Source organism: Pseudoalteromonas sp. SR43-5 (assembly GCF_014163835.1).
Classification (GTDB): Bacteria; Pseudomonadota; Gammaproteobacteria; order Enterobacterales; family Alteromonadaceae; genus Pseudoalteromonas; species Pseudoalteromonas distincta.
Genome location: NZ_JACJEA010000011.1, coordinates 31,818 through 58,552 on the forward strand (window position 1 = coordinate 31,818; position 26,735 = coordinate 58,552).

The 26,735-nt window shown below is 38.2% G+C and carries 28 protein-coding genes; 9 read left to right on the forward strand and 19 right to left on the reverse strand.

What is annotated here, in order from left to right; genetic code table 11:
- Positions 1–6 precede the first annotated feature (6 nt).
- The 5 genes from H5090_RS08295 to ilvY form a co-directional block, all read right to left on the reverse strand.
- Positions 7–699 (reverse strand): response regulator, encoded by a 693-nt coding sequence (locus H5090_RS08295; protein WP_024589922.1) that lies wholly within the window; start codon positions 697–699, stop codon positions 7–9.
- 14 nt (positions 700–713) lie between these two features.
- The gene (locus H5090_RS08300) at positions 714–1,094 is read right to left on the reverse strand and encodes a DUF3019 domain-containing protein (RefSeq protein ID WP_024594944.1); all 381 of its coding nucleotides are present in this window, start codon (positions 1,092–1,094) and stop codon (positions 714–716) included.
- 1 nt (position 1,095) lies between these two features.
- Positions 1,096–1,908 carry a MipA/OmpV family protein gene (locus tag H5090_RS08305; RefSeq protein WP_182695458.1) on the reverse strand — a complete coding sequence of 271 codons (813 nt, stop codon included), beginning with the start codon at positions 1,906–1,908 and terminating at the stop codon, positions 1,096–1,098.
- A 400-nt stretch (positions 1,909–2,308) separates the two neighbouring features.
- Positions 2,309–3,355, reverse strand: a complete 1,047-nt coding sequence (locus tag H5090_RS08310) for a GGDEF domain-containing protein (protein ID WP_024594946.1) — start codon at positions 3,353–3,355, stop codon at positions 2,309–2,311.
- A gap of 116 nt (positions 3,356–3,471) precedes the next feature.
- Positions 3,472–4,377: an HTH-type transcriptional activator IlvY gene (ilvY, locus tag H5090_RS08315; protein WP_024594947.1), complete on the reverse strand. Its 906-nt coding sequence runs from the start codon at positions 4,375–4,377 to the stop codon at positions 3,472–3,474.
- A 138-nt stretch (positions 4,378–4,515) separates the two neighbouring features.
- Here ilvY and ilvC point away from each other — a divergent pair, with 138 nt between their 5' ends.
- Together ilvC and H5090_RS08325 are read left to right on the forward strand one after the other, a co-directional pair.
- Positions 4,516–5,988 (forward strand): ketol-acid reductoisomerase, encoded by a 1,473-nt coding sequence (gene ilvC, locus H5090_RS08320; protein WP_004335714.1) that lies wholly within the window; start codon positions 4,516–4,518, stop codon positions 5,986–5,988.
- A gap of 192 nt (positions 5,989–6,180) precedes the next feature.
- Positions 6,181–8,100: a methyl-accepting chemotaxis protein gene (locus tag H5090_RS08325; protein ID WP_182695459.1), complete on the forward strand. Its 1,920-nt coding sequence runs from the start codon at positions 6,181–6,183 to the stop codon at positions 8,098–8,100.
- Positions 8,101–8,194: 94 nt separating this feature from the next.
- Here H5090_RS08325 and H5090_RS08330 read toward each other — a convergent pair whose 3' ends face one another.
- A complete protein-coding gene (locus H5090_RS08330) occupies positions 8,195–8,524 on the reverse strand; it encodes a GIY-YIG nuclease family protein (RefSeq protein ID WP_024594786.1) in 330 nt (109 codons plus the stop codon).
- A 107-nt stretch (positions 8,525–8,631) separates the two neighbouring features.
- On the opposite strand from H5090_RS08330, the gene H5090_RS08335 reads away from it, so the two are divergent.
- Positions 8,632–8,991, forward strand: coding sequence for an outer membrane protein assembly factor BamE (locus tag H5090_RS08335; RefSeq protein ID WP_004335706.1), 360 nt, complete (start codon positions 8,632–8,634; stop codon positions 8,989–8,991).
- Positions 8,992–9,123: 132 nt separating this feature from the next.
- On the opposite strand, the gene H5090_RS08340 is transcribed toward H5090_RS08335, so the two are convergent.
- Positions 9,124–9,447 (reverse strand): RnfH family protein, encoded by a 324-nt coding sequence (locus tag H5090_RS08340; RefSeq protein WP_138488725.1) that lies wholly within the window; start codon positions 9,445–9,447, stop codon positions 9,124–9,126.
- The gene (locus H5090_RS08345) at positions 9,444–9,884 is read right to left on the reverse strand and encodes a type II toxin-antitoxin system RatA family toxin (RefSeq protein WP_182695460.1); all 441 of its coding nucleotides are present in this window, start codon (positions 9,882–9,884) and stop codon (positions 9,444–9,446) included. Before H5090_RS08345 ends, H5090_RS08340 begins: the two co-directional genes overlap by 4 nt.
- Positions 9,885–10,030: 146 nt before the next feature.
- Here H5090_RS08345 and smpB point away from each other — a divergent pair, with 146 nt between their 5' ends.
- Positions 10,031–10,510: an SsrA-binding protein SmpB gene (smpB, locus tag H5090_RS08350; protein ID WP_004335699.1), complete on the forward strand. Its 480-nt coding sequence runs from the start codon at positions 10,031–10,033 to the stop codon at positions 10,508–10,510.
- A 428-nt stretch (positions 10,511–10,938) separates the two neighbouring features.
- Complete coding sequence (locus tag H5090_RS08355; protein ID WP_182695461.1) at positions 10,939–13,530, forward strand: TonB-dependent receptor; 2,592 nt, start codon at positions 10,939–10,941, stop codon at positions 13,528–13,530.
- A gap of 87 nt (positions 13,531–13,617) precedes the next feature.
- On the opposite strand, the gene H5090_RS08360 is transcribed toward H5090_RS08355, so the two are convergent.
- Together H5090_RS08360 and fadR are read right to left on the reverse strand one after the other, a co-directional pair.
- Positions 13,618–14,223, reverse strand: a complete 606-nt coding sequence (locus tag H5090_RS08360; protein ID WP_007378637.1) for a peroxiredoxin — start codon at positions 14,221–14,223, stop codon at positions 13,618–13,620.
- 361 nt (positions 14,224–14,584) lie between these two features.
- Positions 14,585–15,298, reverse strand: coding sequence for a fatty acid metabolism transcriptional regulator FadR (gene fadR, locus H5090_RS08365; RefSeq protein ID WP_004335692.1), 714 nt, complete (start codon positions 15,296–15,298; stop codon positions 14,585–14,587).
- Between the two features lie 530 nt (positions 15,299–15,828).
- Between fadR and dsbB the strand changes: the two genes are divergently transcribed.
- Both dsbB and H5090_RS08375 read left to right on the forward strand, forming a co-directional pair.
- Positions 15,829–16,347: a disulfide bond formation protein DsbB gene (dsbB, locus tag H5090_RS08370; RefSeq protein ID WP_182695462.1), complete on the forward strand. Its 519-nt coding sequence runs from the start codon at positions 15,829–15,831 to the stop codon at positions 16,345–16,347.
- 1 nt (position 16,348) lies between these two features.
- Positions 16,349–16,651 carry a DUF6170 family protein gene (locus tag H5090_RS08375; RefSeq protein WP_024595348.1) on the forward strand — a complete coding sequence of 101 codons (303 nt, stop codon included), beginning with the start codon at positions 16,349–16,351 and terminating at the stop codon, positions 16,649–16,651.
- Between the two features lie 24 nt (positions 16,652–16,675).
- On the opposite strand, the gene H5090_RS08380 is transcribed toward H5090_RS08375, so the two are convergent.
- Positions 16,676–16,972: a helix-hairpin-helix domain-containing protein gene (locus H5090_RS08380; protein ID WP_165723515.1), complete on the reverse strand. Its 297-nt coding sequence runs from the start codon at positions 16,970–16,972 to the stop codon at positions 16,676–16,678.
- A gap of 314 nt (positions 16,973–17,286) precedes the next feature.
- Between H5090_RS08380 and H5090_RS08385 the strand changes: the two genes are divergently transcribed.
- A complete protein-coding gene (locus H5090_RS08385) occupies positions 17,287–17,604 on the forward strand; it encodes a YebG family protein (RefSeq protein WP_004335683.1) in 318 nt (105 codons plus the stop codon).
- 272 nt (positions 17,605–17,876) lie between these two features.
- Here H5090_RS08385 and putP read toward each other — a convergent pair whose 3' ends face one another.
- On the reverse strand, positions 17,877–19,355 hold the full coding sequence (gene putP / locus H5090_RS08390; protein ID WP_149602304.1) for a sodium/proline symporter PutP: 1,479 nt from the start codon (positions 19,353–19,355) through the stop codon (positions 17,877–17,879).
- A 331-nt stretch (positions 19,356–19,686) separates the two neighbouring features.
- On the opposite strand from putP, the gene H5090_RS08395 reads away from it, so the two are divergent.
- Positions 19,687–20,913, forward strand: coding sequence for an EAL and HDOD domain-containing protein (locus tag H5090_RS08395; RefSeq protein ID WP_004335679.1), 1,227 nt, complete (start codon positions 19,687–19,689; stop codon positions 20,911–20,913).
- 147 nt (positions 20,914–21,060) lie between these two features.
- Here H5090_RS08395 and H5090_RS08400 read toward each other — a convergent pair whose 3' ends face one another.
- Genes H5090_RS08400 through ccmD form a run of 7 tightly spaced genes read right to left on the reverse strand, consistent with a single transcriptional unit; the run spans position 21,061 to position 26,735 of the window.
- On the reverse strand, positions 21,061–21,792 hold the full coding sequence (locus H5090_RS08400) for a VacJ family lipoprotein (protein ID WP_182682688.1): 732 nt from the start codon (positions 21,790–21,792) through the stop codon (positions 21,061–21,063).
- A 9-nt stretch (positions 21,793–21,801) separates the two neighbouring features.
- Positions 21,802–23,055, reverse strand: coding sequence for a c-type cytochrome biogenesis protein CcmI (gene ccmI / locus H5090_RS08405; protein ID WP_024595353.1), 1,254 nt, complete (start codon positions 23,053–23,055; stop codon positions 21,802–21,804).
- On the reverse strand, positions 23,056–23,517 hold the full coding sequence (locus H5090_RS08410; protein ID WP_182695463.1) for a cytochrome c-type biogenesis protein: 462 nt from the start codon (positions 23,515–23,517) through the stop codon (positions 23,056–23,058).
- Positions 23,517–24,086 (reverse strand): redoxin family protein, encoded by a 570-nt coding sequence (locus H5090_RS08415; protein ID WP_002959281.1) that lies wholly within the window; start codon positions 24,084–24,086, stop codon positions 23,517–23,519. Before H5090_RS08415 ends, H5090_RS08410 begins: the two co-directional genes overlap by 1 nt.
- On the reverse strand, positions 24,083–26,053 hold the full coding sequence (locus tag H5090_RS08420) for a heme lyase CcmF/NrfE family subunit (RefSeq protein ID WP_182695464.1): 1,971 nt from the start codon (positions 26,051–26,053) through the stop codon (positions 24,083–24,085). Before H5090_RS08420 ends, H5090_RS08415 begins: the two co-directional genes overlap by 4 nt.
- Before the next feature lie 2 nt (positions 26,054–26,055).
- Positions 26,056–26,535 carry a cytochrome c maturation protein CcmE gene (gene ccmE, locus H5090_RS08425; protein ID WP_002959283.1) on the reverse strand — a complete coding sequence of 160 codons (480 nt, stop codon included), beginning with the start codon at positions 26,533–26,535 and terminating at the stop codon, positions 26,056–26,058.
- Complete coding sequence (gene ccmD, locus H5090_RS08430) at positions 26,532–26,735, reverse strand: heme exporter protein CcmD (protein ID WP_002959284.1); 204 nt, start codon at positions 26,733–26,735, stop codon at positions 26,532–26,534. Before ccmD ends, ccmE begins: the two co-directional genes overlap by 4 nt.

The following is a 26,735-nucleotide window of genomic DNA, read 5'->3' on the forward strand; positions in this document are numbered from 1 at the left end:
ATAGTTCTAAAGATCCCATGCATCAGAAACAAATAAATAGCCTTGTCCCCATACGGTTTTTATACGATACGGCTTATCACTATTATCGCCTAATTTTTTACGAATTCGTGATACGCGTACATCCACAGTTCTATCAAGTCCGTCGTATTGACGGCCAATCATATGTTGGTGCACATGTTCTCTGCTTAGTACTTCACCCGCATTTGACGCTAATAGCCATAGTAGTTCAAACTCGTGCGAAGTTAATACAATCTCTGAATCACTTAGTTTTACAATACGGCTTGTTTTATCGATGACTAAATCACCAAACTGCAGTTCTTCACTAGACTTTACTATTGGTTGCCCACGTCGTAGTAATGCATTGATCCGCGCTAGTAATACACGTGGCTCTGCTGGTTTTATTACATAATCATCAGCACCAAGTTCTAAACCAAGCACTTGGTCGAAGTCTTCACCTTTAGCAGTCAACATTAAAATTGGTAGAGTAAATTTATCTCTTACTTGGCGGCAAACGCTAAAGCCATCTTTACCTGGCAGCATAACGTCTAGAATCATTAAATCGGGTGTATTGTTTTCTAGGTAATTAAACACTTCGTCACCACGCTCTAACACTTCGACTTCAAGGCCATTATGTTCAAGGTAATCTTTTGTTAGCTGTTGTAAACCGAGATCATCTTCAACAAGTAAAATTTTTGGCATTAGTTGCTCCTAAATTAAAAAAAGCTCCACGGAGAGCGAAGCCTACGCCTATTTTTTTTAGCATGAGCGCTTTGTACTTCAACCTGTGTTTTTGCTATTAACACACCCGTATGAGGATTGATTAAGGAGTATATGGTCTCCACCTGAACACGCGCTTTATAATTAAATTGCCCAGAACGCTGCTGCTGCCAGCATTGAAGTAGTTGTTCTTGTTGATACAAACAGACATCACTATAGGTGTTTAATAGCCATTTAAACTGTAAATCAAGATCGCAAAAATCCTGCTGTTCGGAAACCACGCAGACTTTTGGAGAAACACTAAAAACAGGGGTTTGTGCCACACTAAAACCACTAAAAAAAGTGGTAATAAACACAACTAATATTGAATACTTCATATTAAAAAGTACGATCGAATCCTATAAATGCAGTCATTGAATAAGTACGTTCAAAGAGCGGACTGCCATCCATAGCCGAATAGTCGTAATATGCTACATGAAAACGAAGAGAGTCAGCCTTACTCAGTGGCCAACGGGCGTCGATTTTAGCATAAGGTTGCCAACTACTACCAACGTCTATTTTGCCAAATTGAGTTTCACCCTCATTAAGTCCATAAAAATAGCTATTTAGTTCCGCAGATTTATAGTTTATTCCAAGTGTTGGCTTTATTTTAAGCTTTCCTAGCACAGTATGATATTGCCACTGCAATGCACCGCGTACACCTCGATAAACATCGGTTATATCATGCAGAGCCTGAACTGAAAAAACATGGTCATCATTTACATAGTGATATGCAACACCCGCATCCAAGGCAATTTGCCGTTTATGCAAATTATCAATATCAGCGTAGCGAGAGGACGAGGCTTCATTTTGCATTACAAACTGATTATTAAGAGCACTACTTTGCAATGCAAATACATTTTTAGGGTGCCAGTCTATAAAAAAGCGAGATTCAGAGTTGAGTTCACTAACTAGATTAAAGTGATGCTTTGGGGATTGTGAAAATGAATAGCCAAGGCGGCCATTATCAAAAAACCATTGCTCTGCATAAAACGCAATTTGTGGAATAAGCACAAGCGGAATATTATCTCCACCATGCAAAGGGTTGGTTATAACTCCAGCCCCAACGCTTAAACTCAAATGCAGGCGATCAGTTGTTATATCTTGCTCTGTATAATCGTCAGCATGCTTGCTTGCCTGTGTTGCTTGCACCGAAAGGCAAGCAAACAAAGTGCTAAAACATAGAGCAGTTAATAAGGAGAAGGAATACCGCATCAGCGTACATCAAAGTATTAAATTAAGTAAGTTCCCCATACTAGCAAGGTCTTTTTAAACTAGCTCTAGCTGGTTACAATTATTCACAATTTGTATACACAAATGTTAACTTTTGTGTTTTTGAAGTGACAAACCCTTCAAATTAGTTATGTGCGTTGGCTAAGCTGGCACTGCTTTGAGAAACTTTGGAAATGAGGGATAACCTCGCAAATGCTTTAATTCAAATAAAATCTGCAGGAAGCCAACTCTAACAACTTTTTTTATTAACCTTACAAGCTACTAGGTTACCAAAGTTAATAGCGGCTTTAGCCTTAATAAATCAAGCTTCTGATGCTTATTAAATATCAGGGGCTATTTCTATTCGGTTTCGGCCATGCGTTTTTGCGATATATAAGGCTCTATCTGCACGCTCAACTAAAACTGAGCTATTAGTAAATGGACGTAAAATAGCTAAACCAAAACTTGCAGAAATAGCACGTTTAGCTGTTATATCATGCTTTTTACGAATCGCTAATTTCGCAATAGCTAAACGTATACAATCGGCAAACGCTATTATATCGTTAATAGTGTCAAAATAAGCTGTTATACAAAACTCTTCGCCACCGTATCTATATATATTTGCTGTTTCAGTTGTATTTTCTCTCACTTTTTTGGCAACTAACCTCAACACTTCGTCACCCTTTTGATGACCAAAGTCATCGTTAAAACGTTTAAAGTGATCAATATCAAACATAATTAGTACGGCAAGAGAATCTTCCTGTGCTTTCTCTGAGTATTCAAAACAAAATTTTACGATATCTGAATCAAACTTACCTCGGTTATAAAACCCCGTAAGCGTGTCGGTATCAGCTGCTTCTTTTGAAATATTAAGTGCTTCTTTTAAATCTTTTATTTCGTTGTAAGCAACAGCTAACTTAGTTTGAAATTCTCTAGCATAATCCTGCATAGCAATAGAATCGTCGGTTAAGCGCTCTACACAACCTAATATTTCATTATAAGAATTTACATCAGCAAGCATATTTAATTCATTTTGTGAATCAACTAAACTTGTTGTAAAGCTTTTGGAATGCTCAAGCGTGGTGCTTATATCTTGCTGGACTTGCTCCATAGTTGTATGGAACTTTTCAGTCATTTCTTGAAAGAAAGCCAGATCGTCTTGCGTTAAATGCTTATCAAAAATTTCTTTTGCTTTGTCTTGTGAGCATGTTTGTTGCTCAGCAATAACATGGTCTAATTCAGCATTTAATGAAGGGTTACTCCCTTGAATGTAACAGTACCAAATTGCATAGTTGATAGGCGTAACCGGCATGCGGTATTTTACCATCAAAGGAATCGCCTTTTTAAGGCATTGAGCAGAATGAGCAAGTGATACGGCGTGGTTCATAAATAAACTCTCAAGCGTCATTGTTTTTATTATTAGCACTCAATGTTAAGTAATAGTAAACTCATACGCAACCTATATTAATACTATTTAACTAATTTGCTTGCTCTGTGTGCATATTAAATTGCTTTTGCTTCTAAAGTTTGCGCAATATTCCACAACGCACTGATTGCAGGGTCATTTAACTCTTTTCTTAATACCGCCAAACCGATATCAAACCCTTCAGGTGCTTGCATTTTTGGTGTTAGGATTTGTACCTTATCTTGCAGCGGGCTGTTATCTAGCACTATTTTAGGGACCATTGCAACGCCTAGCCCTAAGCTCACCATAGATACCATTGCTTCATGTCCTGCAACTTGGGCGTAGATTTTTCCGTGAATATTATTTTTGCGCCACCAGTGCTCTAACCTTTGGCGAGAAAAACCTTGTTCTGGGACAATAAACTCTAAATCAGACCAATTAATGTCATCACTATTTTGTGTAAGCTTTTGTGTGATCGGACATTGAATTTTTGGGCCAATTAATAAAAGTGGTGAGTGCCCAATATCAACAAAGGCAATTTGCGACGGTAATTTATTAGGCTTAGCTGCAATTGCCATTAATTCGTGGCCATCTAGGACACGATTTATAGCAAGTGCTGGGTCACCGGTATTTAATGTTATTTCTATGTACTGATGCTGCGCACGAAGTTGTTCTAATATTTGATGTAAAAAACTATAAGATGCAGTTACAGAACAATAAATACTTACTTTGCCGTAAATATGCTGTTGTGGGTCTTTTACATTCGTTTTAAAACGTTGCCAATTAGCAAGCGTTGCCGTTGCGTAATCAATAAAGGACTCCCCCTCACGCGTTAATTTAACGCTTCGGTTATCGCGGATAAACAATGCCACTCCAACTTCTTCTTCCAAGTGTTTTATATTTCGGCTCAAAGTGGGTGCGCTTATGTGGCAAAGCTCACTTGCGCGCCCAAAGTGAAGTGTTTTAGCCAACGCTAAAAAGTAGTTTAAGTGCTTATGTTCCATCCAACCCCCTGCATTTCATATTATGAAACACTTTAATTCAAATATATCATTTTACGCAAGCAACGATTTTACATATGGTGTTTGTAAGCGCAGTAAACATTGCGCATCTAACAAACATGACTTTATAGGACACTAACAATGGCGAATTATTTCAATACCTTACCTTTACGCGAGCAATTAGCGCAATTAGCGCAATGTGAATTTATGGACGCAGGCGAATTTGCCGATGGCGTTGATGCACTTAAAGGTAAAAAACTAGTTATTGTAGGCTGTGGCGCACAAGGTTTAAACCAAGGCTTAAACTTACGTGACTCTGGTTTAGATGTTTCTTACACATTACGCGCATCAGCTATTTCTGAGCGTCGCCAATCATTTTTGAACGCATCTGAAAACGGCTTTACTGTTGGCACTTACGAAGAACTAATCCCAACAGCTGATGTAGTACTTAATTTAACACCAGATAAGCAACATACTGCTGTAGTAAGTGCAATTATGCCGCTTATGAAAAAAGGCTCTACACTTGCCTACTCTCATGGCTTTAATATTGTTGAAGAAGGCATGCAAGTACGTGAAGATATTACTGTAATCATGGTTGCGCCTAAGTGTCCTGGTTCTGAAGTACGTGAAGAATACAAACGCGGTTTTGGTGTACCAACTCTAATTGCTGTTCACCCAGAAAATGACCCTCAAGGTCATGGTTTAGCACAAGCTAAAGCGTATGCAGCAGGGACTGGCGGACACCGTGCAGGAGTACTTAAATCATCATTTATTGCTGAAGTTAAGTCAGACCTAATGGGCGAGCAAACCATTTTATGTGGCATGTTACAAACTGGCTCTATTTTATGTTTTGATAAAATGATAGAAAAAGGCGTTGATGCGGGTTATGCATCAAAGCTAATTCAATACGGCTGGGAAGTAATTACCGAAGCACTTAAGTACGGCGGCGTTACAAACATGCTTGACCGCCTTTCAAACCCTGCAAAAGTAAAAGCGTTCGAACTAAGCGAAGAGCTAAAACTAATTATGCGCCCGCTTTATAATAAGCATCAAGATGACATCATCGACGGCACTTTCTCACGCACTATGATGGAAGACTGGAATAACGATGACGTAAACTTACTTAAATGGCGCGCTGAAACAGCAGAGACTAACTTTGAAAAGACCCCTGCTGGCGATGTAGAAATCTCAGAACAGGAATTTTTTGATAACGGTATTTTAATGGTAGCAATGGTAAAAGCAGGTGTTGAACTTGCTTTTGAAACCATGACAGCAGCCGGTATTATTGAAGAGTCAGCTTACTACGAGTCTTTACATGAAACGCCATTAATTGCTAATACTATTGCACGCAAAAAGCTTTTTGAAATGAACCGTACAATTTCTGACACTGCAGAGTATGGATGTTACCTATATAACCATGCATGTTTACCATTACTTGCAGATTTTATGAAAAAAATTGATACAGATGTTATTGGTAAAGGCCTTGGCGAGCACAGTAACCAAGTTGATAACCAAACATTAATTCAAATTAACGCCGCCCTTCGTGAACACCCAGTTGAAAAAGTAGGTGCTAAATTACGTGGCTACATGTCAGCAATGAAAAAGATTGTTTAACCCTAAACGATAAATGTTTCGCTTGTTAGAAACCAAGCCCATATGCTTTGCTTATGGGCTTTTTTATGCATATTCATAAAATTTTAACCATAACACGCTACCTTCTATTCATTTCACAGTAGGCAATATCTAGCTCTAAATAAATAATGTGCTAGTATAGTCCTCTACTCAGTTGTAAAATTAATTAATATCATGACGATACAAAACCTTTCTATTACTCAAAAAATCACAGCTTTAGGCAGTGTTATTGCTATATGCGTAGCGGCACTGATTGGCTTGACCTCTTTATACAGCTCTAAAGACATAATTGAGCAACGTATGATCGAGTCAGAGCTACCTAGTAAACTGCAAACAATCAGTAATCATATAGGCGGTGAAATTAATGAGTTACTTGGTGCTGCTCAGCAACTATCATCAAACGAATTTGTTTTACAGTGGGCTCAGTCTAGTAATCAAGACGACACTTTATTATTAAAAGAATTAAATCGTGTTGCCCAGCAATACGATTTAGCAACAGCATCTTGGGCAAATAGAGACACTGCACAGTACTGGAACCAAAATGGTTTTTTGCGTGTGTTAAAAAACGATGCAGCTGATGGCTGGTTTTTTGCGTTCAAACAATCAAAACAACCTTATTCTATCAGTATTTATCAAGAGTCAGCCAATGATGTGAAAATGTTTGTAAATCATCAGCAAGCTAATGGTACTGGTTTAGCAGGTCTTGCAAAAAGCATCACTGATATGCAAAAGCTATTACAGCAATTTAAAATTGAGCAAACAGGTTTTGTATTTATTGCAGATAAAAATGGATTAATTCAACTTCATAAAGATGCCAATAAAGTAGCAAAAGCAAATATTGACGATTTATATACTGCAAATATTCACAGCCAACTATTTAATAGTAATGGCTTTGCACTAGAAGAAATTAGCTTAAATGGCGAACCTACTCTTATAGCTGCAACCCCAATTAAAAACACTGACTTATATGTTGTAGCTCAAGTACCAAAAAGTGAAGTATTCGCAAGTGTAAACACCCTACAATGGCAAATATTTACTTTTACAGTAATTACCGCGTTAGTTGCTAGCTTGATTAGTTACTTACTTGCTCGCTCTCTTTCATCTCCACTTTCTAAAATGGCTGAGTTATTTTCACGCTTAGGCTCTGGCGATGCAAACTTAGCGTACCGCTTACCAGAATCAAGCCAACCAGAGCTCAACAATCTAAGTAATGGCTTTAACCAGTTTATAAATAAAATAGAAACAGCGATTACTCAAGTTGCCAGTGAAAGCCACGATATTCGCCAAAGTTCTGATCATGTATTTGAACAGGCAAAACGAAACTCGCAAGCAATTGATAATCAAAAAGAGCAAACAATATCTGTCGCAGCAGCTATCAACGAAATGGGCGCTACAGTGCAAGAAATAGCACAAAGCGCAGCGAATACAGCTAAGTTAACCGATAACAGCCGTGAGAACACCATTCAAAGCCACAAACAAGTATTACAAAGCCAGGCAACTATCTCAGCCCTAGCTAGCGATATTGATGGCATAACAGAGCAAGTTACTTTGCTTTCTAAAAAAACGGTTGATATAGCAAGTATTGTGGATTCAATTAGAGGGATATCGGATCAGACTAATCTACTTGCTTTAAACGCGGCAATTGAATCTGCTCGCGCAGGTGAGCACGGCCGAGGCTTTGCTGTTGTTGCTGATGAAGTACGCGCTCTGGCAAACCGTACATCGCAATCAACCACCGAAATTCAATCTATGATTGAAGAGCTTACAAGAATATCTGATGATGTAGTTAACGATATTAGCCAATCAAAAGATAAAGCGCAGCAAAGCGTTGGAGCCATGCAAAGCTCAGTAGAATTACTCGATGCGATAGCCGAAACAGCTAATCAAATAAACGATATGGCTACGCTTATTGCAACTGCAACTGAGCAGCAAAGTAATGTGGTTGCTGATGTAGGTCGTAACATAGAGCAAATAAGTGAAATTAGCGATAAAGCAATGAGCGAGCAAATCAATACAGAGCAAGCTATTCGTGACTTGGCAAACAGCGCTCAAATACTCGATGCACTTGTCGCTACCTTTGAAAAACATCGCTAAGCAGCTATAACGGCTATATTTCCTTTGTGAGCAAAAGCTATATTAAAAGCTAGCTTTTGCCCACAGCGAATACGGTTTAATCTAAATAAATTAACTAAATGATTTTAGTGTCGCCGGTATTAAATGCTAAAACGTATGCTTCTTTTTTGGCTCTAGGGAGCTTTTTTAATTGATACTCAAGTTTACTTGCTTCACTTTTATTACCAACTTGTTGTTGATGAATAAGTAAAAGCGGCCCTTTCCCTCTAAGGTTTTTGGCCCCTTTGCCGGCTTGATGAGTTGCAAAGCGTTTTTCAACATTAGTCGTGATCCCTGTGTACCAATGACCAAATCGTGTCTCAACTATATATAAAAACCAAGTAGACTCCGTTTTTAAAATATTCGTTTCGATGTGCTGTAAACTTTTTTCATTATTTATGGTCAAAACATTACCTTAACGCCCTTAACATAAAACAATTGCTTAAAAGGGTTTTACCTTCAGTGACTAATCGGTATCATGCAGATTATAAAAAATAAGGATCACAACTAACAATGCAGTCGTTAAAAACTTTTTCTCTTTGGCTTATCGTTGCTTTAACACTTAGCTCAGCAGCAGGTTGCTCTAGCTGGGTATACCGAATTAACATCCCACAAGGCAACTTTTTAGAGCAATCGGATGTTGAAAAACTTCGTGTAAATATGACTCGAGAGCAAGTTGTTTACGTATTAGGCAGACCTATTGCCGAAGACGCCTTTGATAACAATACTTGGCGTTATATTTACAGCTTCAATAAAGGCCGTAAAAACGAGCAAAATAAAGAGTTAGTAATTAACTTTGAAAATGAAAAGTTAGTTTCAATTTCAGGTGATTATGACCAACCTGAAAACTTTACTACACCGCTCGAGCAATAAATTTCTCAAGTGGTAAAAAAAGGTGAGCATGGCTCACCTTTTTTATTGGTTTATTTAAAAGCTTTTACCATTTTAAACAACGTCAGCGTGTGATTTAATCCGTTAAATTTTCCACGTTTATACCGATTTTCGTTACTTTTCGAGTGGGCGGCCACCCGTTATTTTATTTGCACGCCCTTCTTCTTTAGCTTTTTCTGCACGCTTTCTACGCGCATCTTTAGGATCTGCAATTAATGGACGATATATTTCTATACGGTCACCGTCTTTTAACTCATAGTTAGCTTTTACAGTTCGATTCCACACACCTAAAGTTAGCGATGTAGCATCTATCTCAGGGCACTTTTGTATAATACCTGACTGAATAACAGCTTGCTCGACTGTAGTCCCTAGTGGCACTTCAATTGATAAACACGTTGCCGTGGTTGGTAACGCAAATACCACCTCAACATTAATCATGCTCTCGCTCCATAAACCTGTTTTGCACGTTGAGTAAATGCACTCACCATATTTTTTGCAACATCGTTAAAAATCTTACCAAAGGCAAGCTCTATTAACTTACTTGAAAATTCAAATTCTAGTTGCAAGTGAACTTTACATGCTTTGGCGTCAAGCTCTTGAAAGTGCCAACGTCCTTTTAACATCTTAAATGGTCCATCAACAAGGCTTAGTAACACTGTTTGCTCATCAACAAAGGTGTTTTTGGTGGTAAACCACTTTTTTATACCCGCCTTGGATATTTCTAAACTCGCGGTCATGTTATTATCATGCTGTGAAACAATTTTTGAGTCTGAGCAATTTGGTAAAAACTGCGAATAAGCTTCTACATCATTAACTAGATCAAACATCTCTTTAGTGCTGTACATAACCAGCGCGCTTTTTTCTATTTGTGGCATACTCACTCCCAACTGTGTGGGCGAATTTTAGCAAGCTTTGCGCGTTTCCCCAAATTTTCATGCTGCTTAAATTAAAGCTTAATTTTTAAAAGCATTATTAAAAAATCGATGTAAAACATCTCACATTACGTATATTATAGGGCACTATGGCTAAGAAAAATTCATCAAAATCGACAAGTAATACCATCGCGCTAAACAAAAAAGCGCGACATGAGTATTTTTTACACGATAAGTTTGAAGCAGGTGTTGAACTACAAGGCTGGGAAGTAAAAAGTATCCGAGCAGGTAAGGTAAACATCACCGAAACTTATATTCATCTTAAAAATGGCGAAGCATTTTTGCTTGGCGCGCAAATCCAGCCACTTAATAGTGCATCAACCCATGTAATTTGCGATCCGTTGCGTTATCGTAAGTTACTATTAAGCAGACGCGAACTTGACCGTCTACTCGGTGCAACAGAGCGAGATGGCTATTCATTAATAGCTACAGCTATGTACTGGAAAAAATGTTGGGTGAAACTTGAATTTCATCTAGCAAAAGGTAAAAAGTTGCACGATAAACGTGACGACGGGAAAAATAAAGATTGGTCTCGCGAAAAAGAACGTTTAATGAAACACAAAGTATAAGCACAACGCCTAACTAACAAGTTAGGCGTTTTTTTTATTAAAAAAAACCAACTATTATTTGTTTTATTAATATACAACAAGATTACTATTCATTCAGAATATACATGTAAATAATTTATTACAATTTTATTGTGAATTAATTAATTTAATTATTACTCGCATTTAGGCTGTATTTGTTATTTCCAAAATAAAACATATGCGCCTATTTCAACCTCCTTCAGCGCATAACATCTGTTTTAAAATCATCCAAAAACACACAAAAAACCATACTAAAATCACATTTCAGTCTAATTGCTAACACTTAAGTTACATGATATTAATGTCGTCGCTTGTTATATCAATCCGCTTAAATATGGGATTTATTTAACAATTTAAAAAGGATTGGTATAGAGCAACTAAATTTATAACATATCAACAAGGACTTAAGGATGAAGCAATCAACTGCATTTACACCTAGCTTAATTGCAGGTGCTACAATCGCACTTTCAGCAGGTTTTACAACAACAACTTACGCTGCTGAAGAAGCTAAAAAAGTAGAGCGCATTGAAGTAACTGGCTCACGAATCAAACGTTCAGATATCGAAGGACCTTCTCCGGTTCAATCAATCGCAAGAGCTGATATTGAGAACATGGGTTATGACAACCTACAACAACTCCTCGAAAGAATGCCTGTAGCGGGTAGCGGTACTTTCTCAACACGTGGTAACAACCAAGATTCAACTGCAAATGGGTCTGCTGCTGTTAGTTTACGTGGCTTAGGTGCTGATGCTACGCTCGTACTAATCAATGGCCGTCGTGTATCTATTAGTGCATTTGCCGAAGGTATCACAAACTCATTTGTAGATATTAACAGTATCCCAGTTTCTGCCATTGAGCGAATCGATATACTAAAAGATGGTGCTTCAGCTATCTACGGCTCAGACGCAGTGGCGGGTGTGGTAAACGTTATCTTGAAAAAAGACATTGACGGTGTTGAAGTTAATTTGGGCTACGGTGGTACTGATGGTCCCAATTATGAAGAAACAACAGCAAGTTTAGTATGGGGTACTACTAGCGAGAAAAGTAGCGCATCAGTTATTATCGATTACTTTAAAAATACATCTCTTTCTTCTGATGAAATGGGCAGCTTAGGTACAGCAAATCAATCACCTTATGGTGGTGAAGATTTTCGCTCATCTCGTGGCTTCCCTGGATATTTTTATGTAGACGGTGTTAAAACAATTGATCCGGCTTGTCCTGCTGAAAATGCAACTTCAAGCGGCAGTTGTTTATTTGATTACGGCCCCTACGGTTATATCGCACCAGCGTCTGAACGCGTGGGTGCTATTTCTCAATTTGAATATAACTTTGATAATGGCATTACGGGCTTTTTAGAAATGGCAGTACAGCACAATACGTCTGTTGCGGCCGGAGCCCCTACTCCACTTGATGAAGATGCAGGCTTAACTGTCCCAGCTAGCCACCCTAACAATCCATTTGGTGAAGACATTCAAATTGGTCGTTACCGTACAGTTGATGCTGGCGCACGCCAATGGGATATTGAATCAGATACTCTTCGCTTTGTTGCAGGGCTTAGAGGTGAGTTTAATGACTGGAGCTGGGAAACCGCTGTACAAAAAGGCCGTAGTAAATCTCTGCAAACAGGTGATAGAACACAAGGTTGGGTACGTACTGATTTCTTACAACAAGAAATTGATGCAGGAAACTACAATCCATTTGGTGGCACATACAACGACCCTGCTGTAATTGATCGTATTACAACAAGCTTAGTGCGTCGTGGTGAGTCTCACATGACTTCCTTTGATGCAAACATTACAGGTGAAGCATTTAGTTTTGGCGATGATGTAGTAATGATGGCTGCAGGTATTGAGTACCGTGAAGAAGACGTTAATGACATTCCTGATGATCAATTTCAACGTGGTTTAATATTTGGCACAGAGTCTGTATCTGCATCTGCAGATCGTGAACAATACGCAGCCTATGTCGAGTTTTCTATCCCTCTTGCTGATAATTTAGAGCTACAACTTGCTGGCCGTTACGATGACTACAGTGACTTCGGTACAACAACAAACCCTAAAGTAGCTCTTCGCTGGGCGCCTACTGATGAAATCACAGTGCGTGGCTCTTGGGCACAAGGCTTTAGAGCGCCTTCTTTGGCACAAGTTGGTTTAGGTCCATCTCAAGAAAGCCAATTCTTTGTAGATACATACCGATGTGAAGCAACGGGCCTTGATTGTGATGCACTTGATTACAACATTGAATTTGCTGGTAACCCTGACCTTGAAGCTGAAGAATCAGAATCATGGAATGTCGGCTTTATTTGGGCGCCTTCTGCTGAGTTTGGTTTAAGTGTCGATGTGTGGAGCATCACTCAAGATAACAAAATTGATGAGCAAGAGTTTGGTCCAATTTATAACTCTGAGTGTAATAACCAAGATAGTACTGTATGTGTACGCTTAACACCTACAGGTGGCGATAGCTTAGGAACAATTCAAAAAATTTACAGCACATTTGAAAACGTTTCTTCGCAAGAAGTATCTGGGGTTGATGTTTCAGCTAACTACAATCACTCACTTGATGACTTAGGTTTATTGAAATTTAATTTAGAATGGGCATACCAAGATAAATTTGAAAAAGATGGCCGCGATTACACCGGTGAGTATGGCTATCCAGAGCACCGCTGGATTTTCTCTACAAACTGGGAAATTGGCGAGTTTAATACAAACGTAAACATCAGTTATGTAGGTGAGTTTGAAGATACCCCAGATATTGATTTTGACGGTAATTTAGACTTTGATAGCAATACATCACGTATGATTGATTCGCAAACATTGGTAGATTTACAAACATCTTATCGTGTTACTGACTCAACTAAAGTATCGCTAGGTGTAAATAACTTATTTGATGAAGAGCCACCATTTGCAATTGGTGATGGCGACGCTGATCTATACGGTTATGCTTCAGGTGTACACAACCCTAGAGGCCGATACTTCTATACTAAAGTTAGCTTCTCGTTTTAACTTTGCGAGCTTATTTTAAAGTGAGCTAACGCTACAAATAAAAAAACCGCCAATTGGCGGTTTTTTTATTTAAAACTAAGGGCTAAATTATAGCTCGCCTTCGTTTTCAGATAAGAACTTAGCAACGCCTTCAGGGCTTGCGTCCATACCTTTTTTACCTTCAGTCCAACCAGCAGGACATACTTCACCGTGCTCAGTGTGGAACGCTAGCGCGTCAACCATGCGAAGCATTTCGTCGATGTTACGACCTAGTGGTAAATCGTTCACTACTTGGTGACGTACGTTACCTTCTTCATCAATTAAGAAAGAACCACGGAACGCAACACCCGCTTCTGGATGCTCAACGTCATATGCTTTACAAATTTCGTGTTTAACGTCTGCAACTAGTGCGTATTGAACTTTACCAATACCGCCGTCTGCAACAGCAGTGTTACGCCATGCGTTATGTGAGAATTGTGAATCGATAGAAACACCAATTACTTCTACGCCACGCTTTTGAAACTCTTCAAAACGCTTATCAAATGCAATAAGTTCAGAAGGACATACAAACGTGAAATCTAGTGGGTAAAAGAAGATAACTGCTTTTTTACCTTTAATTGTTTCATGAAGGTTATAGCTATCTACAATTTCACCGTTACCAAGAACAGCTGCAGCGGTAAAGTCTGGTGCCTGGCGGCCTACTAATACACCCATTTTATTCTCCAAATATTTTGAGTTTGTTTTCAATTGCTTTCGCAATGCTGGTACTTATATGTGCGCTAAAAATTAAAAACCAATAGCGCATACATATAATTAATTGGCATTCTAAAGTTATTCACTGCAAAAGGACAATCGCATTTAACGATGTGAGCAATCGAAAATAACGAACACTTGCAACTTGCACTAATATGCTTAAATAATAGGTCTATTTTAAAGTGTAAGTTGCGTTGTAACTAAGTAGAAATTTTAAAAATATCGAAGTGGTTTATACATTAAACTTTTTAGAATTTCATATACGGTGGCGCTAAATTTACAGATATAAAAAAACCTGCAAATGCAGGTTTCTCGCTTAGACTTAGTCCATTATATCTGAGGGCATATCACCACGGATTTTTTGCCAAATCTCACCCGTTTGATGACCATATTTACGCATCATAGAAATAGCACCATCATGCTCTTTATTTTCTGCCAAAATGGTTAAATCTTTATAAAACTGACGAGCAAGTTCACGAGTTCCGGCATCAGAGAAGTAATGACAACCAATTTTTGAATAAAAGCCTCTAAAACCATTAAGTATTAATACATAAATACGGTTATTACCCGCAACGGCTAATTCGTGATGCACTTTATAATCATAGTCAGCAAATGCTTGAGCGGTGTCTTCTAGCTCATGGCTTTGTGATAAAATTTCAATTACGCGTTCAGGATTTAACTTAATTGCAGCACGTGTATAAATAGCACTAATATTAGTACGTGCAGATAAAAGCTGATCTGTCAGCTCTGGCATCTTGTCTTCATCTAAGCGCGCTAATGTTTCAAGAATGTTTAAGCCAGACGTTTCCCAAAAGTTATTTACTTTTGTAGGTTTACCATGCTGAATTGTTAGCCAACCATCACGCGCTAAACGCTGTAATACTTCTCTCAAGGTTGTTCTTGTAACACCAATTAACTCTGAAAGTTCTCGCTCGGCAGGTAAAATTGAACCTGGAGGGAAATCGCCGTTCCAAATGGACTCAACTATATATTCTTCAGCAAATCCTGCTGGGCTTTTCGCTTTAAAAATTCTCATCCAGTTCCCACTCGAATTAATCAACACTCATCGTTTTACACGAATAACTGACTGATTGTACCAGACGAAGCACAACTAACAAGTAAAGTAATATATATTAATAAAGCAAATGGGTAGAAATTTAAAATTAATAAATAATTAAATTTGGGTTTCTCTAATTTAGCTACAATGCATGAATATCTAGAGTAATATTCATTGTAGGTACATTGTTATTATGGAGATATTTTTATTTACGCAGCGCCTGAGCTTAATTAACTTATCCCGCACTTGCCATAAGAAAAAGTACAAAAAAGTGCAACCATAAAAAATTCTTTAGATGATGCATCACCTTAGTATAAGTAAGCAATATAACTGAGCTTATGTATCGATGGAAAAATAATAGAACGTCATTTAACCTTTGCTAAGGCTGAATTGAGTAGTCATTAATTTCATCTTATAAAAAGCGACTTCGGTAGCTTTTTTTTCCTTTTTGTTGCTGCATACTTTATCCTACGTCATAATCTAACGTCCTATTAAAACGCGGAATTTTTATGAACTGGCTTGCACAATTACCTACCCAACGAACCCCGTGGCTTTTATTTACAGCTATCGTTTTTTTACTTGAAGTTACCGCTCTTTTCTTTCAATACAAAATGGGGTTAGCGCCTTGCATAATGTGTATATATCAACGCACTGCAGCATTGGGTTTATTAGGCGCAGGGATTGTAGGCTCGAGTAAACCACAAAGTAAAACTGTGCGTATGATAGCGTATGTTATTTGGGGAATATCGAGTGTTTGGGGATACTTAATTGCTCGCGAACATATTGATATGCAGACCACCACAGACCCTTTTGCATTTAGCTGCGAGTTTGAACCAAATTTCCCATCATTTATGCCACTACATGAATGGATACCTAGCTTTTTTCAAGCTACCGGGGATTGTGGAAATATAGATTGGCAGTTTGTTGGCATGAGCATGCCTGCTTGGATGGAAGTGATATTTGGGATTTTCTCACTAACGCTATTTATTATAATTGTTGCCCGTTTATCAATTAAAAAGTCGATTTGATATGTTTACATTTTTTTCAAGCCAATTAGACCAGCTTAAGCATTTAAAAGTACGCCAGCGTCAAGACGTAATTGCGCTTGCATTAAGTCAGCTATCGCCAACTGATAAAGTTCTATTGCGTATTATAAAGTTGCTATTACTTAGCCCACTATTTTTAATATTCACTGTATTTAAAGGTTGGATATTAATACCATTTTTGATACTTGGCGGATTGTGCTATCCACTATTAACTACACCTATTGAAATTAACTTTGCTAAAAAGCACTTAAGCGATGCGCTAAAACAATTTAATCAGGGCGCCTAGCACCCTGATTACTTTTTAGAAATATTAAAGTGAAAGTTTCCCCTCTAATTTAGCTAAAAGTTTTTTGCCAATCCCTTTAACTTGCGATAAATCACTAACGCTTTTAAATTCGCCATTTTCTTCACGATAATCCACAATTGCCTGCGCTTTTTTCTTACCTATACCAGGTAACTTAGCAAGCATCTCTGCATCAGCATTATTTATACTAATTGTCTCAGCTTGAGGCATTTGCTTAGTTACTTCTGATAATTGTGCATACGCGGTAGTCGCGGGTAGTAAACATAATAAACTTATGATGAGTAAATTTTTTAACGTTTTCATTAAACTTGTCCTTATTCTTCTTTTCTTAATTTTGAGTATTGCTCAGGAAATCAATAAATAAGGAACTGTAAAGTTCATCACTTAAAGTGTACCTAAACGCATTATCACTATGATCCGAAATCCTGAAAATGCAGCTGGTACAACAAAGTGATTGCTTAACTAAAGTAAAGTTACCGTTTTTTGTCAAATTTAAGACACCTAAAAATTAATACTTCGCGCTTGCAAATTTACTTACAAACCATTACTGTACATAAAAACAGTAATCTAATGGTTTTTTAAAAACCACGGTGCCAAGCAATTTTGCAGGAGAAATCATGGCTGTTGTTGTTAAATATGTTGTAGAACGAAACGGAGTCGAGCGTATGACGTTTACTACCAAAAAAGAAGCTGATGCTTATGACAAGATGCTCGATATAGCAGAATCACTTGAGCTGATGCTAGAAAAGGTAGACGTACCGCTTAGTGAGCAACAAATTGAATCACTTGCTTTAGAAATAGCGAAAAGCAAAGATGATTTTATGACCATATTAAAAGGTGGCAAAGATCCAGCTGTTACCAAAGCGCCAGCAAAAAGTAAAAAGTCAGATAACGTTGCATCAATTGAAGATAACAACGATAAAAAAGTAAGTTAATTCATAGAGTGTTCCCTCCTCGAACGGGACAAACTAAATAAAAAAGGGAGCAACTAAGTTGCTCCCTTTTTTATTATACTAATTCGCTTAATTAAATGATCTCTTTAGGGTGGAAAAACGTGTTGATAGCTAGGCAAAAATTCGATATTTAGTTGTACTAAATGAGAATTTTTTAACGCCGGTAGCAACACGTTTAGCCCCGCAAAATGATTAAGTATTATTGCGGATTGGTATTAATTACTACTCACTTTAAAATAAGTAGTAATTGCTAATTAAAGCTCTTTTTCTACTTCATCAAATAAAGCAGTGATGTTTTGCTCAGGCTCTTTTGTTACTAAGCTAACAACAACAATTGCAATACTCGCTAAAATAAAGCCCGGTACTATTTCGTACATAAAGCTACTTAAGCTTTCACCATTGATAGTAAATGGTCCATATATCCAAATTAGCACAGTAAATGCGCCTACTAACATACCAGCTAACGCACCAGCAAAGTTCATGCGTTTCCAATAAAGGCTAAACAATACAAGAGGTCCAAACGCAGCACCAAAGCCAGCCCACGCATTACTTACTAGGTCTAAAATAGAGCTATCTCTGTCGTAAGCTAAATAAATAGCGAACATAGCAACTACGGCAACACTAATACGGCCAACAGCAACTAGCTCTTTATCACTGGCATCTTTACGTAAGAATGTTTTATAGAAATCTTCTGTTAATGAACTTGAACTAACCAATAATTGAGATGAGATAGTACTCATAATCGCAGCCAAAATTGCAGCAAGTAAAAAGCCAGCAATAAGTGGGTGGAACAGCAACTCAGAAAGAATTAAGAAAATTGTTTCAGGGTCTTCAACTACAATGTTGTTCTCATAAGTATAAGCTGCACCAAATATACCAGTACCAACAGCACCAATGGCAGCAACAATCATCCATGTCATACCAATACGGCGTGCTTTAGGCATATCTTTAACACTACGTACCGACATAAAACGAACAATGATATGTGGTTGGCCAAAATAACCTAAACCCCAAGCCATTGCAGAAATAATACCTAATGCAGAACCTGCACCAATCCAGTTAAGCATATCTGGATTTACGCTATGTAAAGTTGATTCTAAAGGTTGTTCAAGCAAAGAGTATGCAACCGTTGGTACTAGAATAAGTGCAATGAACATAATACAACCTTGCACAAAGTCAGTTAAGCTTACAGCTAAAAAACCACCAAACAAGGTATATAAAACAACTACGCCCGTTGTAATGTATAAACCCATTTCATAAGTTAAACCAAATGAGCTTTCAAACAATTTACCACCAGCGACAACACCAGATGAAGTATAAAGAGTAAAGAAAACAATAATTACCACAGCTGATACAACACGTAATAGGTTGGATTTATCATTGAAGCGATTTGAAAAGTAGTCTGGGATGGTTATAGAGTCATTTGCTTTTTCAGTGTAAACACGTAATCTCGGTGCAACTAACAGATAATTTAACCAAGCACCAATCACCAAGCCAATTGCTATCCATGTACTACTAAAACCAGTAACAAACATCGCACCAGGTAGGCCCATTAAAATCCAGCCACTCATATCAGATGCACCTGCAGACAGTGCAGCTACACTTGGAGATAGATTTCGTCCACCTAACATGTAACCAGATACATCGTCAGTAGATTGCTTATATGCATATAGTCCGATACCTAACATTACAATAAAATATAATGCTAGTGAAATAATCATTCCTGTTTCCAAATTAGCCTCCGCATAATTATTAATAATAGGCTTTAATCCAAATAATGACTCTTAAAATTTTATAGTTAAGACACTATTGGGGTAAAAACCATTCTCGCTGACTATATCATGCTTGATAATAAAATCTCCAACTTGTTGCCCTCACCTGATACAAAAATACTCATGTTGAATAATTTTAAAGCGAATTGGTGAAATATAATAAATTAAATACTAGAAAGACCTTAATTTTTAATGATAATTTATTAATCTAGCAAATATACGTAATGCTATTTTGAGTCTTTTGCCATATATTATTACAATAACTAATTAGATTACTCTTACGGAACTGTTTATGTATTTTTACGCTGCACGCCAACCTATTTTAGACAGAGATAAAAAGCTCATCGGATATGAACTTTTATTTCGCGATGGCGTTGATAACGTATTTCCCGATATAGACGGTGACGAGGCAACTACACGACTAATTGAAGGTAGTCAGTTTAATTTCGGCTTAGAAGATTTAACCGACAATAAACCCGCCTATATAAATTTCACCCTAGAAACGCTATCAAAGGGCTACCCAACACTACTGGGCAAAGATACTGTAGTTGTAGAAATCCTTGAAACTGTGCAACCTGGGAAGCGATTATTAGCCATAGTGAAAGATCTAAAAGATAAAGGTTACACTATTGCTCTTGATGATTATATTCATCAGCCTGTTTGGCGCCACTTTTATCCATTTATTGATATTATTAAAATAGACTTTTTAGCATCTGATATAGATACAATAAAAACGGTTCTTAATGATTTAAAACTGCACTCGCATATTAAGTTACTTGCCGAAAAAGTAGAAACCTATGAAATTTACCAACAAGCTCTAGAGCTTGGTTTTGATTATTTCCAAGGATTTTTCTTCTCAAAACCTGAAATGGTACAAAGTAAGGCTCTACCGCCTTCAGAAATGGCATTAGCTGAATTACTTTACGAAACATCAAGCGTTGATATGGATCTTAAAAAAATCACTGATGTGTTTGAGCGTGATGTAAACCTATCTTACAAATTACTTAGGTATTCAAATTCTGCTGCCTTTGCAAGGCGTGCTGAAATAAGTACCATTAAGCAAGCCCTTATAGTGCTTGGTGCTAACGAAATTAAAAAACTATTATCATTATTATTTGCAGCGCAAGTATCAGCAGATAAACCTGTAGAGCTAATTAGGCTATCGCTTACGCGCGCTCGTTTTGGTGAGTTACTCGCTATATCCCATGGACAATTTAAAGATACCGGCATGGCATTTTTAACCGGTATGATGTCTCTTATGGATGCTATTTTAGATGAGAGTATGGAAAGCGTTATGAAAAAGCTTCCACTTTCGAATGACATAAAAGCAGCGTTATTAAACGATGAAGGCTTGCTGGCAAAATATTTAAACTTAGTTAAGTATTATGAACAAGCTAACTGGTCAGCCGCAAACGAATTAACGAAAGAACTAAACCTAGGTGAAAAAGTTCCTGATGCCTATCATGAAGCACTGACTTGGGTTAATGAGCAAATGCAGTTAATAGTTAACGAAAAATAAGTAACCCGAACTCTGGTTAAAACATTTACTAATATATTGAATCATAATGATATCTAAGTTTATTTTTCTCTAGCCAAAGTTCAGATTCTATATAAACAGTCAATAAAAACGCCAGCATTTAGCTGGCGTTTTTATCATTGGCTTCAATTATAAACTTTCTAAAAAGTCTTCATCAAAATCAGCTGGCTCTTCTTTAACTGGTGGATTGCCATCGTACAGCTCATAAATTTGACGCTGGAAGTAAATATCTTTTACAAATAAGTACGGATCAAGTGAATCATTTAATAGCCCTTCTTGTGGTATTAAAGATGCACGCGCCTCAACTGCTTTTAAAACAAATACTAAAATAGTTTGTGGAGTCGTTAGCGCAACTTCAGGTAATACAAAGTTGTCGACTACATCACCGGTCAGGTTACGTGCTGTTGTTGGCCCCATACCTGGTAACATTAAATAGGCGCCATCACCTACACCCCATACACCCAACGTTTGTCCAAAGTCTTCATCGACTATTTCAAGACCTAGTGAGCTTGCAACATCAAAGATACCAAACAGACCGACAGTAGAGTTAACTAAAAAGCGTGCTAAGCTCACACTTGCATTACCCGGTTTACCTTGCAAACCCGCATTGATCATATCTACAGGTGCGGTGATATTACCTGTAAAATTAACAATACCGTTTCTTACCGGTACAGGCGTTACTTCAACATAACCTACAGCAACTGGGCGCAATAAATAAGCATCCAGTACATCCATATTAAAGTCATATAATGGACGATTAATACTTTGCAGCGGATCTCTGTCATCTACTTTGCTTTGAGGTACTTGAGCACAGCCGGCTAGTATCAATAAACATAAAAAAGTAAAACTGTGTTTTAACATCTAACGTCCTTAAGGTATTAATGTATCAATTTGAAGTTGGTAGTCACTTACACTTTCACGCTTTAACGCCTGTGAATGACCTTCTAGCTCACCAGAGCTTGGCATAACAGAGTCATCGATAGAAATACGCGCCGAAATAATAATATTTTCTGCACTAGATAAGTTAAGCCCTGCAACCATTGCACTACTATCACTCAACTCAACTGTAATTGGAAATGAATATTTAGTCAGCTTAACAGCAGCTAATGGCATAGGTGAGCCAGTTGCAGCTTTTGCAAATATAAACAAAATACCGTCTTTTGGCTGTTTATCAATAAGCTCTTTTGCAATGTCGACTGTAACTGCAATAGCACCCGTTGTAGTAGTAACTGGCATAACTGAGCCTTCACTTTGCATTTGTTGCTCAATATCAGCAATACGTTCGGAGATCATGTTATAACGTGAATCATTTTTTTCCATGCTCGCCAATAAAACTTCAAATGCAGTTTTAGCTTGCGGCCAATCTTTACGTTCATACGCTATCAGGGCTAGTAACGAAATAGCATCTAAATTAGTAGGCTCAACGTTTAGCACTTTTGAAAGCATACCTGCCGCGCGAGTCATATTAGCTTCGCTACCTTCAAGTAATAAAACCTGACTGTAACTAATAAGAACCTGCATATTATCAGGGTTCATACGTAGTGCTTTATCAAATGACTGCTGCGCCATGTCAAATTCATTAAGCGACATAGCCACTCGACCAAGTAGCATCCAAGCAACTTCATCATCGCCAGAGCGGCTAAGTTTAGTACGAAGCGCCAATGCAAAAGCCTGCAGCTCATTTTGACTAAGCGGCTCACCTTTTTGCATTACAGCACGCTCGCCATAATCAGCTAAATTATCCATTGCGTCATGCCAAGCCGAAATTTGCTGCTGACTGCCTGTAAAACTATAAAAAATCCCTGTAAGCGCAAGAACAAATGCACCGCCTGTTAAAGCAAAAATACGATTATTACCTTTGCTGTTAAGTGATTTCTCTGGTGATAGCTCGTTCAATAAGCGACGTTTTAATTCAACAATTGATTCTGCGTGATTTACGCTATCAATGCGTTGATTATCTAAATCAGTTTGCAAATCGACTAAACGCTGCTCATAAATACTAATTAATTCAGCATTGGCGTTATGAGTAATCGTTTGAACACGCTCTTTTTTTAAAAAAGGTATCATAACAAAGCTAAGAGCAACCAGTGTGAGTAAGGCAAAACACGCCCACATTAAAATCATTTAGCTTTGCTCCTGACGTTTATTTTGTTCAATTAGCTTCGCTAGCAGCATTTCATCGTCGCTGCTCCATGTTTGTTTTACTGATGCTTTTCGTTGGCGAATAACAATAAAACCAAAGCCAACAATTACAATTAACACAGGTAGTACCCACAGCACTAAAGTCGCTGGTGTAACAGGTGGCTCGTAATGAACAAAATAGCCAAAGCGGTCAATCATATAATCAATCACTTCGTCTTTACTTTTACCTTCTTTAACCAATACGAGTACTTTATCGCGCAAGTCTTTAGCAACAACAGCGTCGGAGTCCGCAATGTTTTGATTTTGACACTTAGGGCAACGTAGCTCTTTGGTTAACTCTTCAAACAATATTGCTTGTTTGTTGTTATCAAATTGATAGCGATCTTGCTGTGCAAACGCACCCATGCTTACAAAAAGGCTAAGCGTAAGTAGTAACCACTTCATTATTTAAGCTCCTGCATAATTGGCGCAAATTTAGCTCGCCATACTCGCGGATTTATATCACCGGTGTGATGCAACAAAATAGTGCCGTTTTTATCGACTAAAAAAGTTTCTGGCGCACCCGATACACCTAAATCCAACGACAAAGTACGGTGTAAATCTAAAATATTAAATTGGTAAGGGTCACCTGCACGTTGCAGCATATCAGTGACTTCGCTGCGAAGTGATTGCATATCAAACGGGCCATCAAAATCAGCGTCGTAACCTTGTACATAATATAGTCCAATAATTTTAACGCCTTGCTCACGTAACTTAGTTAAATAACCAAGCTCGACTAAACATGTTGGGCACCACGTACCCCATACATTTAATAAGTAAACTTCGCCTTTTAACGACTCGTTGGTCCACTGCTTATTGTCTTGCATTAAATCAGGTAAATTAAATGCTGGCATTTCTTGACCTAACCGCCCTGTTTGAATTTCACGAGGGTTGGCAAAAAGACCTTGGTATAAAAATACACACACAAAAGCAAACACTAAAAGCGGCGCAATAGCTAAAATTTTACGGTTCATAAAACACTCTCCGGAACATCTTTACGGGCTGTTTTAGCTGATGTACGGTAACGTTTATCAAATAAAATCATGAAACCTGCTAATGACATAAGCACACCACCAATCCATATCCAGCGTACAAATGGTTTATGATAAATGCGAAGTGACCATGCATCACCACTTAATTGCTCACCTAATGCTAAATATAAATCACGTTTAAAACCGGCATCTATTGCCGCCTCAGTCATAAACTGCATACCAATGTCATATTTACGTTTTTCGGCGTGTAAACGTGTTATTAGCTCATTATTTTTAAGCACAGATACAACGCCCGCATGACCGCTGTAGTTTGGCCCACGAATAGTTTTAACGCCATCAAAGCGATATTCATACTCATTAAGCTGTGCTATTTCACCCGGTTTCATCGATACATCACGCTCTACTGAATAAGCCGAGGTAAGTGTTACGCCCGCAATAATAAATGCAATACCAATATGCCCAAGTACCATAGCCCAATAACTTACAGTAAAGCGTTTTAAGCCTTCTTTTAAGCTCCCGTGCACAGCTGCTTTGGTGTAAATATCAATCCCTGTTGATATTGCAATCCAAACCGCCAGTGTTGTCGCTAATAACGTAAGTGGTTTTACTAAATCGTAACTTGAGAACAACCAAGCGCAGGTAATCACAACACTTGCTAATACGCCCATTAATATTTTGTTTTGCAAAAAAGTCCACTTGTTTTGCTTCCAACGTAAAAGTGGTCCGATACCCATCAAAATAGCAAATGGTACTAAAATTATTGCAAACATCTTATTAAAAAACGGTTCGCCAATAGAAATGCTACCTAAGCCCATTTCTTTATGAACCATTGGTAACAATGTACCTAACATAACAATTAATGTAGCAACAACTAAAAATATATTATTGAGCCATAAGGCCACTTCGCGCGATACCAGCTTGTATCGTCCTTCACTGTGAACTTGTGACACACGCATTGCATACAACGCCAAGCCACCACCGACAACTATGCCTAAAAAGGCGAGTATAAATAAGCCTCTATCGGGGTCTGTAGCAAACGCATGTACCGATACAATAATACCCGAGCGTACAATAAACGTACCTAGCAAACTTAAAGAGAATGCTGCAATTGCGAGTAATACAGTCCATGATTTAAATATACCGCGTTTTTCAGTTACACTTAATGAATGCAGTAATGCGGTTGCAACAAGCCAAGGCATTAGCGCTGCGTTTTCAACTGGATCCCAAAACCACCAGCCGCCCCAGCCTAGTTCTGAATACGCCCACCAGCTACCAATAGTAAGACCTAAACCTAAGAAACCCCACGCAGTCATCGTCCACGGGCGTGACCACTTAGCCCATGTGTTATCAAGTTTACCTGTTAACAATGCAGCTATAGCAAAAGAGAAAGCAACCGACAGCCCCACATAACCCATGTACAGTAATGGTGGATGAATAATCATACCTGGATCTTGAAGCAGCGGATTCAAATCACGCCCTTCTACCGGAAAATAAGGAAGCAGACGCTCAAACGGGCTTGAAAGCAGTAAGGTGTACATCATAAAACCTACACCTAAAAAACCAAGTACACCCAGTACGCGAGCACGTAATACCCAAGGTAATGATTTAGAACGCGCTGCTACAGCAGCAGTCCAACCCGCTTGCATTACTAACCATAATAAAATAGCACCTTCATGACCGCCCCACGTAGAGGTGATTTTATAGTACCAAGGCAGCGTACTACTTGAATGATACGCTACGTAAGATACGGTAAAGTCGTCTGTTAAACTTGCATAAATAAGTGCAGCAAAAGAGATTAGTACAAAAGCAAACTGGCCTATTGCTAAAGATGGAGCCGCACGCATTAACCGAAGATTACCAGTATGCGCGCCCCAAAGAGGAAAAATACACAGTAAAACGCTTAGCACCATGGCAAGCGTTAAAGAAAAATAACCAATTTCTGGGATCATAGCTAATTACCACTATCTAAGTTGTATTTTGGTTTTTCGTGCTTAATACCTTTAACTGCCTCTGCAACTTCTGCTGGCATATATTCTTCGTCATGCTTTGCAAGCACTTCAAATGCTTCAATAACATTAGGCTCGACTAATACGCCCTGCGCTACAATGCCTTGCCCCTCACGAAACAAGTCTGGCAATATGCCTTGATAACGCACAGTCACTAATGGGCCTGTATCTATTAGCTTAAAGCTTACTTGTAAGCTTTGTTCATTACGCTCAACCGTGCCTGGCACAACCATGCCGCCAATACGTAACTTTTGACCTATATGTGGTTTTTCTTTGTTAGGGCCTTTGCCATCAATTAATTCGCTTGGCGTATAAAAAAGATTAATATTTTCTTGCAGTGCATAAAGCACTAAACCAATTGACCCACCAATACCAAACAGTACGGCAATGATTACCAATAGGCGCTTTTTACGTCTTGGATTCATGAGATTTGTTCCTGCTTAGCTTTTTTAATTCGCGCTTCACGTATTATTTGTTGCTCCACTGAAGCCATAATACGTTTGGTGTCTCTCAAAGAGTTCACTAAAATACCGAGTAAAATAAGTGCGCATGTACCAAAAGAAAGCCAGACATAAAATCCATAACCTCCCATTGCAATAAAATCAGAAAAAGAGTCAAACTGCAT

Excerpts from the sequence above, each read along its gene's own strand:
- H5090_RS08295 (WP_024589922.1), bottom strand. The coding sequence starts at position 699 with ATGCCAAAAATTTTACTTGTTGAAGATGATCTCGGTTTACAACAGCTA.
- H5090_RS08300 (WP_024594944.1), bottom strand. The coding sequence starts at position 1,094 with ATGAAGTATTCAATATTAGTTGTGTTTATTACCACTTTTTTTAGTGGT.
- H5090_RS08310 (WP_024594946.1), bottom strand. The coding sequence starts at position 3,355 with ATGAACCACGCCGTATCACTTGCTCATTCTGCTCAATGCCTTAAAAAG.
- ilvY (WP_024594947.1), bottom strand. The coding sequence starts at position 4,377 with ATGGAACATAAGCACTTAAACTACTTTTTAGCGTTGGCTAAAACACTT.
- ilvC (WP_004335714.1), top strand. The coding sequence starts at position 4,516 with ATGGCGAATTATTTCAATACCTTACCTTTACGCGAGCAATTAGCGCAA.
- H5090_RS08325 (WP_182695459.1), top strand. The coding sequence starts at position 6,181 with ATGACGATACAAAACCTTTCTATTACTCAAAAAATCACAGCTTTAGGC.
- H5090_RS08335 (WP_004335706.1), top strand. The coding sequence starts at position 8,632 with ATGCAGTCGTTAAAAACTTTTTCTCTTTGGCTTATCGTTGCTTTAACA.
- H5090_RS08340 (WP_138488725.1), bottom strand. The coding sequence starts at position 9,447 with ATGATTAATGTTGAGGTGGTATTTGCGTTACCAACCACGGCAACGTGT.
- H5090_RS08345 (WP_182695460.1), bottom strand. The coding sequence starts at position 9,884 with ATGCCACAAATAGAAAAAAGCGCGCTGGTTATGTACAGCACTAAAGAG.
- smpB (WP_004335699.1), top strand. The coding sequence starts at position 10,031 with ATGGCTAAGAAAAATTCATCAAAATCGACAAGTAATACCATCGCGCTA.
- H5090_RS08355 (WP_182695461.1), top strand. The coding sequence starts at position 10,939 with ATGAAGCAATCAACTGCATTTACACCTAGCTTAATTGCAGGTGCTACA.
- H5090_RS08360 (WP_007378637.1), bottom strand. The coding sequence starts at position 14,223 with ATGGGTGTATTAGTAGGCCGCCAGGCACCAGACTTTACCGCTGCAGCT.
- fadR (WP_004335692.1), bottom strand. The coding sequence starts at position 15,298 with ATGAGAATTTTTAAAGCGAAAAGCCCAGCAGGATTTGCTGAAGAATAT.
- dsbB (WP_182695462.1), top strand. The coding sequence starts at position 15,829 with ATGAACTGGCTTGCACAATTACCTACCCAACGAACCCCGTGGCTTTTA.
- H5090_RS08375 (WP_024595348.1), top strand. The coding sequence starts at position 16,349 with ATGTTTACATTTTTTTCAAGCCAATTAGACCAGCTTAAGCATTTAAAA.
- H5090_RS08380 (WP_165723515.1), bottom strand. The coding sequence starts at position 16,972 with ATGAAAACGTTAAAAAATTTACTCATCATAAGTTTATTATGTTTACTA.
- H5090_RS08385 (WP_004335683.1), top strand. The coding sequence starts at position 17,287 with ATGGCTGTTGTTGTTAAATATGTTGTAGAACGAAACGGAGTCGAGCGT.
- H5090_RS08395 (WP_004335679.1), top strand. The coding sequence starts at position 19,687 with ATGTATTTTTACGCTGCACGCCAACCTATTTTAGACAGAGATAAAAAG.
- H5090_RS08400 (WP_182682688.1), bottom strand. The coding sequence starts at position 21,792 with ATGTTAAAACACAGTTTTACTTTTTTATGTTTATTGATACTAGCCGGC.
- ccmI (WP_024595353.1), bottom strand. The coding sequence starts at position 23,055 with ATGATTTTAATGTGGGCGTGTTTTGCCTTACTCACACTGGTTGCTCTT.
- H5090_RS08410 (WP_182695463.1), bottom strand. The coding sequence starts at position 23,517 with ATGAAGTGGTTACTACTTACGCTTAGCCTTTTTGTAAGCATGGGTGCG.
- H5090_RS08415 (WP_002959281.1), bottom strand. The coding sequence starts at position 24,086 with ATGAACCGTAAAATTTTAGCTATTGCGCCGCTTTTAGTGTTTGCTTTT.
- H5090_RS08420 (WP_182695464.1), bottom strand. The coding sequence starts at position 26,053 with ATGATCCCAGAAATTGGTTATTTTTCTTTAACGCTTGCCATGGTGCTA.
- ccmE (WP_002959283.1), bottom strand. The coding sequence starts at position 26,535 with ATGAATCCAAGACGTAAAAAGCGCCTATTGGTAATCATTGCCGTACTG.
- ccmD (WP_002959284.1), bottom strand. The coding sequence starts at position 26,735 with ATGCAGTTTGACTCTTTTTCTGATTTTATTGCAATGGGAGGTTATGGA.